This is a genomic window from Geodermatophilus sp. SYSU D00758 (assembly GCF_054049955.1).
The window spans coordinates 55,770-69,203 of record NZ_JBJGYK010000002.1; the positions used below are offsets into that span (position 1 = coordinate 55,770).

The 13,434-nt window shown below is 71.7% G+C and carries 11 protein-coding genes and 1 pseudogene; 7 read left to right on the forward strand and 5 right to left on the reverse strand.

Annotated elements, in window-relative coordinates; translation table 11 throughout:
• Nucleotides 1–81: 81 nt before the first annotated feature.
• Entirely contained in the window at nucleotides 82–1,380 is a 1,299-nt protein-coding gene (locus ACI8AC_RS02230; RefSeq protein ID WP_456894762.1) for a glycosyltransferase, read from the reverse strand.
• Between the two features lie 526 nt (nucleotides 1,381–1,906).
• Here ACI8AC_RS02230 and ACI8AC_RS02235 point away from each other — a divergent pair.
• From ACI8AC_RS02235 to ACI8AC_RS02265, 7 genes are all read left to right on the forward strand, one after another.
• Nucleotides 1,907–2,422: a GtrA family protein gene (locus ACI8AC_RS02235; RefSeq protein ID WP_456894764.1), complete on the forward strand. Its 516-nt coding sequence runs from the start codon at nucleotides 1,907–1,909 to the stop codon at nucleotides 2,420–2,422.
• 445 nt (nucleotides 2,423–2,867) lie between these two features.
• Nucleotides 2,868–4,493, forward strand: a complete 1,626-nt coding sequence (locus ACI8AC_RS02240) for an ArnT family glycosyltransferase (protein WP_456894766.1) — start codon at nucleotides 2,868–2,870, stop codon at nucleotides 4,491–4,493.
• Entirely contained in the window at nucleotides 4,493–6,490 is a 1,998-nt protein-coding gene (locus ACI8AC_RS02245) for a hypothetical protein (protein ID WP_456894768.1), read from the forward strand. The genes ACI8AC_RS02240 and ACI8AC_RS02245 overlap by 1 nt, the downstream gene beginning before the upstream one ends.
• Before the next feature lie 23 nt (nucleotides 6,491–6,513).
• Nucleotides 6,514–7,602 carry a PAS domain S-box protein gene (locus tag ACI8AC_RS02250; protein ID WP_456894770.1) on the forward strand — a complete coding sequence of 363 codons (1,089 nt, stop codon included), beginning with the start codon at nucleotides 6,514–6,516 and terminating at the stop codon, nucleotides 7,600–7,602.
• Nucleotides 7,603–7,609: 7 nt separating this feature from the next.
• Entirely contained in the window at nucleotides 7,610–8,425 is an 816-nt protein-coding gene (locus ACI8AC_RS02255) for a polyprenol monophosphomannose synthase (protein ID WP_456894772.1), read from the forward strand.
• A gap of 592 nt (nucleotides 8,426–9,017) precedes the next feature.
• A complete protein-coding gene (locus tag ACI8AC_RS02260) occupies nucleotides 9,018–9,413 on the forward strand; it encodes a response regulator (protein WP_456894774.1) in 396 nt (131 codons plus the stop codon).
• 106 nt (nucleotides 9,414–9,519) lie between these two features.
• Complete coding sequence (locus ACI8AC_RS02265; RefSeq protein ID WP_456894776.1) at nucleotides 9,520–10,440, forward strand: glycoside hydrolase family 6 protein; 921 nt, start codon at nucleotides 9,520–9,522, stop codon at nucleotides 10,438–10,440.
• On the opposite strand, the gene ACI8AC_RS02270 is transcribed toward ACI8AC_RS02265, so the two are convergent.
• The 4 genes and pseudogenes from ACI8AC_RS02270 to ACI8AC_RS02285 all read right to left on the reverse strand — a co-directional run bounded on the left by ACI8AC_RS02270 (nucleotide 10,427) and on the right by ACI8AC_RS02285 (nucleotide 13,185).
• Complete coding sequence (locus tag ACI8AC_RS02270) at nucleotides 10,427–11,593, reverse strand: GAF domain-containing sensor histidine kinase (RefSeq protein ID WP_456895062.1); 1,167 nt, start codon at nucleotides 11,591–11,593, stop codon at nucleotides 10,427–10,429. The two genes, ACI8AC_RS02265 and ACI8AC_RS02270, sit on opposite strands and share 14 nt — an antisense overlap.
• Nucleotides 11,591–12,349: pseudogene (locus ACI8AC_RS02275) on the reverse strand (GAF domain-containing protein); the annotation flags it as partial. The gene ACI8AC_RS02270 and the pseudogene ACI8AC_RS02275, both read right to left, overlap by 3 nt.
• Nucleotides 12,350–12,361: 12 nt before the next feature.
• On the reverse strand, nucleotides 12,362–12,526 hold the full coding sequence (locus ACI8AC_RS02280) for a hypothetical protein (RefSeq protein WP_456894778.1): 165 nt from the start codon (nucleotides 12,524–12,526) through the stop codon (nucleotides 12,362–12,364).
• Nucleotides 12,527–12,537: 11 nt separating this feature from the next.
• Nucleotides 12,538–13,185: a response regulator gene (locus tag ACI8AC_RS02285; RefSeq protein ID WP_456894780.1), complete on the reverse strand. Its 648-nt coding sequence runs from the start codon at nucleotides 13,183–13,185 to the stop codon at nucleotides 12,538–12,540.
• Between the last annotated feature and the right edge of the window lie 249 nt (nucleotides 13,186–13,434).

A 13,434-nucleotide genomic window follows, 5' to 3' on the forward strand; every position in this document is an offset into this window, starting at 1 on the left:
CGCGGATCCCGGGCGCGGGCCTCACGCGGCGGGTCGTCCCGTGGCAGGGGCGCGGACCGGCACGACCGGTGAAGGGCCGGGTCAGGCTCGTGCCTGCACCTCGTCGCGTCGCGCGGCCGGCCCGCCTCGGTGCTGACCGGTGTGGGCGGTCTTCTCCCAGTTGTGGATCCCGCGCACGTGCCGTTTGAGCGCCCGCAGGGCCGCGAAGGCGAGCACCAGCTGGTACGGGAACCAGGCGATGGCCATCCGGAGGATCATCGTCCTGGATGCCTTGAGCCCGTGCGCCTCGGTGAACTCGTACAGGCCCACGACGTGGATCATGAAGTGCGCGCCGAGCAGCACGACCGGTAGGTAGGAGATCAGCGCGATCGGCACCGGTGCCTGCAGGGAGAACATCATGAGCAGGGAGAACGGCACGTAGATCCCCAGCACGGCCTGTGCGTTGGGGAAGGCAAGGGTGTAGAAGGCCAGCCACCGCTGGGTGCGGGTCGGCATGTGCTTCCAGGTGCCCTTGGCGAGCGTCTGCATGAACCCCTGGCTCCAGCGGGTGCGCTGCTTGACGAAGTGCGTCAGGGTCGGCGGGGTCTCCTCGCGGGTCACGTAGCGGTCGTCGTAGATGACGCGCACCCGCTCTCCCATCTGGCTCACCCGCAGGCCCATGTCGGCGTCCTCGGTCAGGTTCGTCTCGTCCCAGCCGCCGAGGCGGTCCAGGATGTCGCGGCTGAAGAAGACCGTGTTGCCGCCGAGCGGGATCGCCCCGTACTTGGCGTGGTAGTGCAGCCGGCTCTTGAACCAGAAGAAGTACTCCAGCACGTTCAGGGCCGAGTACCAGCGGGAGGCGTAGTTCATCAACTGCACGCCCGCCTGCACGACCTTCACGTCCTCGTCGACCATGACGGTGTTGACGATGTTGAAGATGTCGGGGTGGATGTCGTCCTCGGCGTCGAAGATCGTCACCACATCGCCGGTGGCGAAGGCGAGCGCGTGGTTCATCCCGTGCGGCTTGTTGATCGGATCGTCGTCGAACACGACGATGTCGACGTTCTCCAGCCCTACGTCGGCGAGCTGCTCGAGCTTGGCCAGCGCCCGGTCGATCGTGCCTTCGTCGTCGAACCGGCAGATCACGAACACCTGCAGCAACCGCGAGGGGTACTCCGCCCGCACGACGTTCTCGATGGTCTGGGCGATGACGTCCTCCTCGTGCCGCGCAGGGAGGAGAACCGTGAACGACACCGTCGGCGGCGCGAAGACGTCCGGAGCGCGGGCCAGCCGCTCGGCCTCCGGCTGATCCCAGGTGTAGATCATCATGTACAGCGTGTAGGCGGCCTGCAACGACAGGAGCAGCGACAGCACCGTCAGCACGACGAGCACCACGGTCATGGGGTCCCCCGGCGTCGAGTGCCGGACCGTGGTGCCGGAGGGCTTGCGTCATCGGCGCGGCGGGCCACTGCACTGGATCGGACTCGTGCTGCACATGGTCCGATGTCGGCCGGGCGGCGACATCCCGCCGGGAACCGAGGCGGTGCCCGGACTTCCCGGGGAGGCGGCCCCCGTCGTCCGGCGGAGGCGCTCCCCGGCGGTGGCGAGGCCCCCGGGGAGCAGGCACGACCGGGGGCGCCCGGGAGCCGCCGGCAGCGGGACGCATGCCTCACGGGCTCGGGCGCGGCATCCCTGTGACGCCACGGGGTCCGCCCCACCGGCGACGACGTCCGCTGCGGCGAGCCGGTGGCGCATCCCCCAAGCGGGGTCGGTGCCGTGACCCCGGAAGGTCGGGCCGCGATGTCGGCTCGTTGCGGGATGTGAGCCGACGGTCTCGCAGCGCACGATTCCGGTCGCACGGTTCCGGGTGAGTGCAAACCGAGGGGTCGACCGTCGGATGGTGGAGTCGGTGTCCAGGAGTGCTGCGGTGAGCGCCCGCCTCCCGTGCGTCCCCACGTCGATGAAGGCGTTGCGCTTCGCCGTGGTCGGCGCGGGCGGTGTCGTGGTGAACGTGCTGGTGCTGCACGGGCTCTACGTCGTGGCGGACCTGCCGCTGCTGGTGGCCGCGCCGGTGGCCGTGGCGCTGGCGGTCGCCCACAACTACCTGGTCAACAACCGCTGGACCTTCGGTCGGCGCCGGGCGTCGCTCGCGCAGTTCGGCAGGTTCGGCCTCAGTTCGCTGACCACGATGACGCTCAACGTCGCCGTGGTGTGGGCACTGGTCGGGCTGGACGTGCACCACCTGCTGGCCAACCTGGCCGGGATCGCGGCGGCCGCCGGGTTCAACTTCGGTGCGAGCACGACGTGGGTCTGGCGCGAGCGGCCCGGCACCGGGACGTCGACGTGGGCGGTCCCCCCTTGCGCTGGGCCTGCCGTCCCGGCACCTCGGCTACCGGGGGATGACGCGGCCGGTGCGGGGCAACGCGATCTCGCACGGTCGTGAGCCGATCGTCGCAGCGCCCCACGGTGCGCCATCCAGGCTGACCGGCCGCGCACCGGCCGGTCGCGACGTGGCCGGATGGTGGAGGGGCCGGGCCGTGCAGGGCGGCAGGCCGGCGCCCGTCCAGCACCATGACGGCGCTGACCGCGGCCGGGCCGAGCGCCCCCGGGCCCGGCGCAGGACGACGTCGGCCCGCGGCAGCAGGTACCGGGACGGCCACCCGTCAGGGTGAGCCGGCGCACCCCCCGAAGGGCCGGGGGGAAGACGGATTCTCGCGGGATGCAGGCGGTGGTCCGCGGAACCGACGATCTCGGTAGCGCCTCGCCGGAAAGCTGGAGCAGGCAAATGAAGCGTGCTGTTCTCGACATCCACGTGCTCACAGAGGGGAAGGCCGTGCCCGGCCTGCTCGGTGAGCCGCGGGTCGCGTGGGTGATCGGGGTGGCCCCCGGTGCTGCGTGAGCTCACCGCGACGTCGCAGCGGCGGGACGGCCGGGTCCTGGTCGCCGCGCTGGCGGTGGGCGGGATCTCCCACGGCTACAACCTGTTCGACTACCCCCTGTACCTGACCGACGAGGGCATCTACACCCAGCAGGCGTGGTCGGTGCTGCGGGAGTGGAAGCTGTCCCCGTACACGTACTTCTACGACCACGCACCCGGTGGGTGGCTGGTGCTGGCGGCGTGGGTCGGGATCCTGCCCGGTCAGTTCGACCTGTTCGGTAACCCGATCAACACCGGGCGGGTGCTGATGGTGCTGGTGCACACGGCGTCGGTCTTCTTCCTGTTCGAGATCACCCGGCGCTTCTCGGCCAGCACGACGGCCGCGCTCGTGGCGACCGCGCTGTTCAACCTCTCGCCGCTGGGGATCTTCTACCAGCGCCAGGTGCTGCTGGACAACCTCATGGTCTTCTGGCTGTTGCTGAGCCTGTTCCTGCTCAGCAGGCGCGACAGCCGCATCACCTCTGCGCTCGCGGCGGGTCTTGCGTTCGGGATGGCCGTGGTGACGAAGGAGAACGCGATCTTCTTCGGCCCGGTACTCGTCTTCCTGCTGTACCGGCGGATCCGGTATCGGCTGAACCGGCGCTTCGCCAGGGGCTTCTTCTACTTCGCCGCGGGAACCCCGGTCGCCTTCTACTTCATGTACGCGGTCCTCAAGCAGGAACTGCTCCCGACGGGTCTCAACTTCGATCTGGCCAACCCGCCCGCCGACCGGGTGTCGCTGGCGTACACGGTGTGGTGGCAGCTGAACCGCACGCAGGGCACGGTGATCAGCGGGGACAGCGTCTTCTGGCAGATGATGCGCGATTTCTGGCTGCCCAAGGACCTCTTCCTGCTGGCCGCGGGCGGTGTCGCGACCGCCGTCCTGCTGGTGCAGGGCGCACGCGACTCCCGTCGCAACGAGGGCGAGCTGGTCACCGCCCTGCTGGTGATCAGCTATGCGATCTACCTGGCCCGCGGCAGCGTCCTGCTGGAGTTCTACATCGTGCCGTTGGTGCCGCTGCTCGCGCTGGCCATCGGCATGGTCACCGGTGCGCTGGTCCGCCGTGCCCCGGCCGTGGCGCGGAGAGCCGTACCGGTGGCCGCGGCCGCGGTGCTGTTGTCGCCGGTCGGCGGATACCTGGTCGTGCACGGCGACGAGGGGCAGTTGCAGGCCCACGACATGTACCGGCTGCGGCTGACCGAGATGCAGGAGCAGCAGTTGGCGTGGGTCGAGGAGAACGTGCCGCCGACCGCGCGGCTGATCATCGACGACGACATGTGGGTCTCGCTGCACGACATGACGCCCAGGTACCGCTTCGCGCACTCGCACTGGAAGGCCTCGGCCGACCCGGAGGTGCGTGACGAGCTCTTCAGGCAGGACTGGAGAGAGATCGACTACATCGTCATGTCCAACAAGATGCGCGAGGCGATGGATCGCAACAACGGCGACGGACGCGAGGACTGGATCCTCGACGCGCTCGACAACCACTCCGAAGAGGTGTGGCACGTCGAGCAAGGCGATGTCGAACTGTCCGTCCACCGCGTCGGTGAGGACGTCCGACCCGCACGACCCGACGGCCGGGAGGGATCAGGGTAATGACCGATGCATTCGGACCCCCGGGCAACGACGCACCGGATCGGTCGGCGGCGCGGCTGCTGCGCCCGAAGCGGCGCTCGGCCGACGCGGAGGCGCAGACCGCGATCGCCCGGCCCGGCGCCCCGGACGGCCGCAGTCCGCACCCGGCGCAGGGCGCGAGAGACGGCGCGCGACCGTTCCTGGACGGCCCGGCCCTCCCGCACGACGAGGCCGGCGCCGTCGTCGGCGGGGAGCCCACCCACCCGGACGGCGACGCCGTACGCCCGGCCGGCGTGGCTGCCGCGCTCCCCGTCCCCGCGCCTCCGCTCGACGATCGGGTTCCCGAGGACACGCGGTCGACCGACGAAGGCCGCACTCCCCCGGTGGACCCGACCGCCCCCGGAGCCACCACCTCCAGGTGGGCGCACGTCCGCACACTCGTACCCGCCCTGAGCTGGCGGACCATCGCGGTGGCGGTGGCGGTGATCGTGGTGGCGGTGTGGGTCGGCCGGGGCGTGATCGGGAACTCCGGGGGCGAGACCGTCCCCACCGCAGGAAGCGGTGACACCCAGGCCGAGGTCCCCGATCGGGAGAACCGCCAGCGCCAGCCGGTGACCATCGACGGCCAGCGGATCGCGCCGGCGGGTTCGGTGATCACGTTGAACCCGGCCGTGGCCCAGCCGGGTGCATCGATCACCGTCAGCGGGTTCGGTTTCGACCCCGGCTCCACGGTGGATCTCGTGCTCAGCGCTGCGGGCGCCGCCGAAGGCGAGGGGGTGGGGTCGGCCGAGGCAGACGAGGACGGTGGGTTCAGCACCCAGCTGGCGCTGCCGGAGCGGCTGGCACCCGGCAACCTCGAGGTGACGGCCAAGCAGCGCGACAGCGACATCACCGCGACGGCGGAGGCTGTCGCCACCGCGGGTACCGGGTCCGTCGAGCTGAGCGAGACGACAGGGAAGCCCGGCGACGTCATCGCAGTCTCGGCGCGCGGGTTCGAGCCGGGCGAGACGATCAACGTGTACTGGGGCCGGGTGACCGGTGAGCCGTCGGCGACGTTGACGGCCGACGAGAGCGGGGGCGTCGGGGAGGCATCGGTGCGGGTCGGCACCGGGACGGTGGGCGACGGCACGCTGGTGCTGGTCGGCGAGACGAGCGGCACCGCCGCCACCGCGGCGTTCCACCTGACCGGGCTGTACCCCACCGTGGCCGCGGAGCCGTACGCGGTGAAGGCCCGGCAGGCGGTGACGCTGTCCGGGGAGGGTTTCGCACCCGACGAGCAGGTGCTGATCTACATCAACGCGTCGAGCGGGTCACCGCTGATGACCACGCAGGCCGACGACCAGGGCGACTTCGGAGGGGTGGGGTTCGAGGTCCCGTACGGGCTGAAGGGCTCGAACAGCCTCGTGATGATCGGGGAGCAGAGCCGGGCGTCGGCCAGCTCCGGCTTCGAGGTCCTCCCCTACACCCCGAGCGCCCAGCCCAGCACCTACGGCGGTGCCCCCGGGACGACGTTCAGCTTCTTCGCGGAGGGGTTCGGTCCGGACGAGGTCGTGCTGGTCTACCTCGGCCGCGGCCAGGGCAACCCGGGAGAGCTGGTCACCGCGTTCCAGGTCGACGACCAGGGCGCGGCGGGCGCGGGTGGCAGCTTCCAGGTCGACGGGAGCGACCAGGGCACCCTGACCTTCGGGCTCGTCGGGCGCGACAGCGGCAGCGAGACCACCGCCGAGTTCCAGGTGAGCGCGCCGGCCGGACCGGTGGGCGACGTCCCTCCGCGTGAGGAGTACACGTTGCCACCCGAGCTGGCCGAGGAGCCGGGCGAGTCGCGAGCCGACCAGCCCGCCGAGGGCGCACCCCCGGCACCGGCTCCCCCACCCGAGGGCGCACCCCCGGCACCGGCCCCCCCACCCGAGGGCGCACCCCCGGCACCGGCCCCCCCACCCGAGGGCGCACCCCCGGCACCGGCCCCTCCCCCCGAGGGCGCACCCCCGGCACCGGCCCCTCCCCCCGAGGGCGGGTAGTCATGGCCGCCAGGGGCGTGAGGGTGCCACCGGACGACCCGGAGCTGCGCCGCATCCTCGACCGGATCCCGGCTGCGGTGGTGGTCATCGGCATCGACGACCGGGCCAGTGGCGTGAACGCGCGCGTCGAGCGACTGCTCGGGTACTCGCCCGCCGAGGTGGTCGGTGCCCCGATCGACACCTTCGTGCCCGAGCGGTTCCGTGCCGACGTCGAGCAGCGACTGGACGAGTGCCGCGCCGCACGGGTCGCGAACCACCTGCAGATGGCCGCGCGTCGCCAGGACGGCACCCAGATCCCCGTGGGGCTCACCATCATGCCCCTCGGCCAGGCCCCGGACAGCGGGCTGGCCCTGCTGTTCTGGGACGACTCCCAACTCGAGCGCACCCTGCAGGTGCTGGGCGACAGCGTGCGGCGGCTCCAGGAGACCGACCGGGCGCACGTGGAGCTGCTCGCCCGTCTCCTGTGCGCCCAGGAGGAGGAGCGGGAACGGATCGCGGCCGACCTCAGCGACGAGCCGATCCTGGCGATCACCGTGGCGTCGTTCCGTCTGCACCAGCTGCGACGGCGGCTGAGCGATCCCGGTGACCGGAGGCTGCTGAACCGCCTCGAGGAGATCATGCAGGTCGCCGTGGGACGGCTGCACCACGTCGTCTTCGACCTGCGGCCCCCCGGGTTCGAGCAGGGTGGGTTCCTCTCCGCGGTGCAGCGGTGCCTGCAGCAGCTGCACGCCGATACCGGTGCCTTGGTCCGTCTGGACGACGATCTGGGTGCCGACCTGCCCATCGAGACGCTGTTGGTGGCATACCGGCTCGCACAGGAAGCGCTGACCAACGTGCGCAGGCACGCCCAGGCCAGCACGGTGCACGTGCAACTGCGGGACGTCAGCGACGGGGTCCTGGTCACCGTCATCGACGACGGCGTCGGCTACGACCCCGGCATCGCCGGGTCGAACGCCGGGCACCTCGGCCTGACCCTCATGCACGAGCGCGCCCAGATCGCCGGCGGCTGGTGCCGGACCGAGGGGACGCCCGGGGCCGGTGCCACCGTCGAGTTCTGGATCCCTCGGATCGACCAGGCGGCCGATCGGCCGGAAGAGCACACGAGGTTGTGAACGCAGCATGGACACGGATCAGGGACTGCGGCCCGGTCGCGACGTCGAGGCGATCCTGGTCGTCGTCCCGACCTACAACGAGGCCCCCAACCTCGGTGGCGTGGTCGCCCGGCTGCGCGCGACCGTGCCGCACGCGGACATCCTCGTCGTCGACGACGACAGCCCCGACGGAACCGGGCGGATCGCCGACGTCCTCGCCGCCGAGGACCACCACGTGTCGGTGCTGCACCGGCCCCGCAAGCAGGGGCTCGGCACGGCCTACGTCGCGGGGTTCCGCTGGGGCCTCGATCGGGGTTACGACGTGCTCGTCGAGATCGACGCGGACGGGTCACACCAGCCCGAGGAGCTGCCGCGGCTGCTCGCCGCGCTCGTGCAGGCCGACGTCGTGCTGGGCTCGCGGTGGGTGCCCGGAGGTGCGGTCCGCAACTGGCCGCTGGCGCGCCGGTTGCTGTCCCGCGGTGGCACGACCTACGCCCGGCTGGCGCTCGGGATCGCGATCAAGGACGCCACGGGGGGCTATCGGGCGATCCGCGCCGGCGCGCTGGAGGCTCTCGACCTGGGCACCGTCGCGTCGCAGGGCTACTGCTTCCAGATCGACCTGGCCAGGCGAGCGGTCGAGCGCGGCTTCCACATCGTGGAGGTGCCCGTCACGTTCGTCGAACGGGAACGCGGCCGGAGCAAGATGAGCGGTGCGATCGTCCGTGAGGCGCTGTGGCGGGTGACCGTCTGGGGGATCCGACGCCGCTTCTTCCACCGTCCCGGTTCGGGTGGGCGTTCGGCCGAGGCCGGCTCGAGGGCCGGGATGGCGTCGTCGTCCCGGTAGGGGTCGTCGGACGTCGCGGCGCCTGGTAGCCCGGCGGCGCCGATCGAGCCGTAGGGACGGCGGCACCGCGGCGGCGTCCACGCGCGGGCGACGTCCGCCGCCCGCCACCGGTCCGGCCGGCTCCGCGTGGTCCGGGCCCCCCGTCGACCGGATCCGGACGCCGGGGTGCGGCCGGCTCCGGCGACACGTCGCCGTGGTCCGCCGGTCGCGACGGGCACCCCGAGTCGGCGATCCCAGGCGGCCGCCTGCCGATCACGCCCCCCGCCGCGCCGGGCGCAGCGCGCCGCCTGCTGCGCCATGTCCGCCGAGCACGCGGGAGAAGCGCGCGACCACCCTGCACACCCCGGCGGCCTCCGGGCGCGACGCCTGACTGCGAGCTCGTCGCACCCTCCGTCATCGCCGCGACAGGTGGGGCCCTGGCGCATCCGCACAGCAGGCCCCGGGCTCCTGCCGGCCACCCCGGACGTACTGCATCTGACGGACGCGAAGATCGATCCCTCGTACGCCGACATGCCGAGTGGGCGTCCATAGCGTTTTCCGCGTGCTCATTCCCCCGTGTGGCCGTACAGCGGTGCCTCTGCGGATCGTCGTCGTGGACGACTACCCGCCGGCGCTCGGCGCGCTCGTCGATCTGGTCACGGACGAGCCGTGCGTCCGGCTCGTGGGCGCTGCACTCCGGGTCGACGACGCGATAACGCTGGTCCTGGCCCGTCGCCCTGACGTCGTCCTCGTGGATGCGCACATGCCCGACGGCGGTGGCGAGCGGGTCGCCTCCGCCATCCGCGCAGCACTTCCCCGCGTGCGGATCATCGCGCTGTCCGCGCATCTCGACGAGATGCGGATCCGCAGCATGTTGTCGGCGGGCGCAGATCGGTACGAGCCCAAGGACGCGGATTTCTCCACGCTGATGCGGGATCTCGTCGACGAGCACCACCGCGGTTCCCGAGAAACAGCGAGCAGCAGGACCACCGGATCTCCACGCGACTGACGGGAGTACTTCTTCCATGCGTTCGTCATCACTGCAGGACAAGATCCGCACGGCCAGATGGAAGGTGGTCGCGCCGGTTGCCGGGGCAACTCTTGCTGTCTCGGCCATGGCGTACGGCACCTCGGTCGCGGAGCCGGCGTCGCTGCCGGCCGCGAACGGGACGTCCCTCTCGGAGCTGGCCTCGTCGCTGTACGTCGACCCCGACTCGCAGGCGGCCGCCTGGGTGGAGTCGAATCCGGACGATCCCGCGGCCCGAGCGGTCAGCGAACACATCGCCGACCAGCCGACGGGGAAGTGGTTCGGCGCGTGGAGCGGTGACATCACCGCCGCGGTGTCGGACTACACCGCGGCTGCGGCCGACGCGGGACAGGTTCCCGTCCTGGTCGCCTACAACATCCCGGGGCGTGACTGCGGCGGCGAGAGCGCCGGCGGGGTGACCGACGAGAGCGGGTACCGCCGCTGGATCGACGGGTTCGCGGCCGGGCTCGGTGACGGCCCGGCTCTGGTGGTCCTCGAGCCGGACGCGCTGGCCCAGCTGGACAGCTGCCTGGGCGAGGACGAGCAGCGAGACAGGCTGGACCTGCTGTCCTACGCGGTGTCGACGCTGCAGGACGAGGACGTCTGGGTGTACCTCGACGCCGGCCACTCGAACTGGGTGACGGCGGACGTCATGGCCGAGCGGCTGCAGGAGGCCGGCATCGGCGAGGCGCACGGGTTCGCCCTGAACGTGTCGAACTACAACGCGACGGAGCAGGAAGTCGAGTACGCGGCGGAACTGAACGATCTGCTGGGGACGCCGAAGCCCTTCGTGGTCGACACGAGTCGCAACGGAAATGGCTCGAACGGCGATTGGTGCAATCCCGACGACCGGGAGATCGGTCGGGCCCCGAGCGCCCACGACGAGGCCGAGATGCTCCTGTGGCTGAAGGTCCCGGGTGAATCCGACGGCAACTGCGGCATCGGCGAAGGAACCGCTGCGGGTCAGTTCTCGCCGGAACTCGCGACCAGCCTGATCAACGAAACATGACGTCAGGCGCCGACTCGGACGGAACCGTCAACCGCACTCGTGTCCCGGCGCCGGGTGAGCTGTCGATCTCCAGCGCTCCGCCGATCATGGCCGCGCGCTCGCGCATGGAGCGGAGTCCGAGATGCTGCGGGTACTCGTCGTCGGGGCGGAACCCGACACCGTCGTCGTCCACGTCGAGGGCGAGGGTGGAGCCGTGGGCTCGGAGCCGGACCTCGACACGGCGGGCGTGCGCATGCCTGGCCGCGTTGTGCAACGCCTCCTGCGCTATCCGGTACAGGGTGTGCTGCACCTGGACGGAGCAGGTGGGGACGTCGTCGAGGAAGGTCTCGACGACGATCCCGTGCCGGGCGCGGACGGCGTCGGCCTCTCTGGTGAGCGCGGCGCGGAGGCCTTCCCGGTCCGGCGACTCGGGCCGCATCTGGAAGATCAGATCCCGTATCTCGGTGAGGCCCTCCTCGGCCAACTGCAGGACGTAGTCGGCCGCCCCGGTGATCCGACTCGGGTCCCGGTCGAGCAGTTCGCGGATGGTGCGGGCCCCCAGTCCGATCCCGTAGAGGGCCTGGGACACCGAGTCGTGCAGTTCTCTGGCGAGGTGTTGTCGCTCCGCCAGCGAGACCTTCTCCCGCGTGGCGGAGAGCAGCAGGAGGTTCCCCACGACCGTCGCGGCGTCGTTCGCGACGACCTTGAGGAAGGCCACTTCGGGATCGGCGGGCGGCTGAGCGAAGAAGCAGCAGATCGCGCCTCGAGTGGCGACCGGCCCGATCAGCGGGAGGCACACCAGCGTGTCCCACGTCGGCTCGTCCGGATGGTCGTGCACCGGGCTGAGGTGCACCTCACCGCGCAGACGAGCCCTCGCGTCGACGACGACGACCGGGCGGTGCATGGTGATCGCGTCGAGCGCCGGATCCCCGCCGCCGTGCCTGTACGCGAGGTCCACCCCCGACACCGGATCGCCCGCGAGCCCGTGGCTGCCCACGGTCCGCATCCTCCGGTCGTCACCGAGGAGCTGGATGGCGCACGCCTCGGCGTCGGCGAACTCGACGACGCTGCGTGCCAGGCGGTCCAGCGTCTCCCGCGACGGCCTCTCGGCCAACGTCGGGGTCACTGCGACCTCACGCAGGTGCTCGCGGAGCCTGGCCTGCTCCACCGCCATCGCGGCGTCGGCGGCGAACAGCTGCACGGTCAGCAGCTGGTCGTCGCCGAAGGCGGCCTGCCCTCTGCGGCTCGCGAGGACGATGACGCCGATGACGCGTTTGCGCACCAGCAGGGGGACGAACATCGCGGGCCCGAGGTCGCCTGGCGCTACGGGGTCCCGGTCTGCCGGCGACGTCCGGGACAGGTCGCTGACGACGCAGACGCGCTTGCTGCGCATCACCTCCGCCGCCAGGGCCGCCCCCCCGGATGCGCTCGACATCTCCCCCGCAAGGGCCTCCAGGCCGTCGGTAGCCTGCACCACCAGATCGCCGGCGGGCAGTGGCATGACGATCACGGTCGCTGCTGCACGGATCAGCCACCGGGCCAGCCGGGCGATCAGCAGCAGCACGTCATCGCTGGGGCCGCCCTCCAGGATGGCCTGGTTGGTCTCGGCCAGCGCCCGCAACAGGCGCTGCTCCAGGCGGCCGCGCTGGTGCAGCTGGTCCTCCTGCGCCTTCTGCTCGGTGAGGTCGTGCACGACGAGGCAGTACCCCTCGAGGTTGCCGGCGCCGTCCGTCGACGCCGACAGGACCGTCCTGCCCCACACGCGGGACCCGTCCCGGCGCCGGAGCCACCCCGTCCCGACGTGGCTGCCTCCACGGGCCGCCTCGGCGAGCGCCTCGTCGAGTTCCCCGGATGCGGCGACCGCGGCGGGGTACAGCCGTCCCATCGGCTCGCCGACGATCCCGTCCGGCCGGTAGCCGAAGGTCCGCGCGGCCCCGCTGTTTCAGCTGGCCACCCGACCGTGGACGTCGATGGCCACGATGCCGCAGTCGGTGACGGAGTCGACCAGGCGGCGGAACAGCGACGCATCGACAGGCCGCACGATGCCGCCGTCCGGCGGCTCGGCCCGCTGCGAGGGCACACCGAGGTGGCCGGTCTCGACGTCCACGGCACCACCCCTCACGCCCTCGACAGCTCCTGCACCGACAGCAGACCCGCCTGCACGGCGTACAGCGCCGCCTGCGTCCTGCTCTGGACACCGAGCTTGCTCAGGATGTTGCTCACGTACGTCTTGACCGTCTGCTGCCCGATGCACAGCTCACGAGCGATCTCCTTGTTGGCCCTGCCCCGGGCCAGGAGCAGCAGCACCTGCGACTCGCGGGGTGTCAGCTGCCCCGGGTGGACCGGCGCGGTCACCTCGCGCACCAGTCGAGCCGCCGCCGCCGGCGACAGGTACACCTGCCCGGCTGCGGCGGCCCGGATGGCGCGCAGCAGCTCCGGGGCCTCGATGTTCTTCACGAGGTAGCCCACCGCTCCTGCGCGCACCGCTCCCACCACCGACGCGTCCTCCAGCACGCTGGTCAGCGCGAGCACCTCCACATCCGGCATCTCCGCGCGGATGCTCTCGGTCGCGGAGATGCCGTCCATGCCGTTCATCAGCAGATCCATGACCACGACGTCGGGGCGCAGTGCACGGGCCAGCGTCACGGCCTGCTCCCCGTCGGCGGCCTCGCCCACCACCGTGAACTCGTCCTCGAGGTCGAGGTACATGCGCAGTCCCTGGCGCACCACCGCGTGGTCGTCGACGAGGAGGATCCGGATGGCCACGACCACCACCTCCCCCTGTGCCGGTCCTCACGGTGCAGCCGGGGGTTCCGCTCGGGTAGGGTCCCAGGTCCCCAAGAAGGATCCCACCGTTCCAGGGGACGCCTCGGCGCCCGGCTGCGGGTTCCCCCCTCGGCGACGCGAGGCCGTTCCCGCAGGTCAGGAGCCGGTGGCAGGGGGGCCTCCCCGCTTCGGGGGAACGCCGGCTCCCCCGAAGGCTCGGGCTCCAGCCCCGTGCCTCCCCGGGGCTCG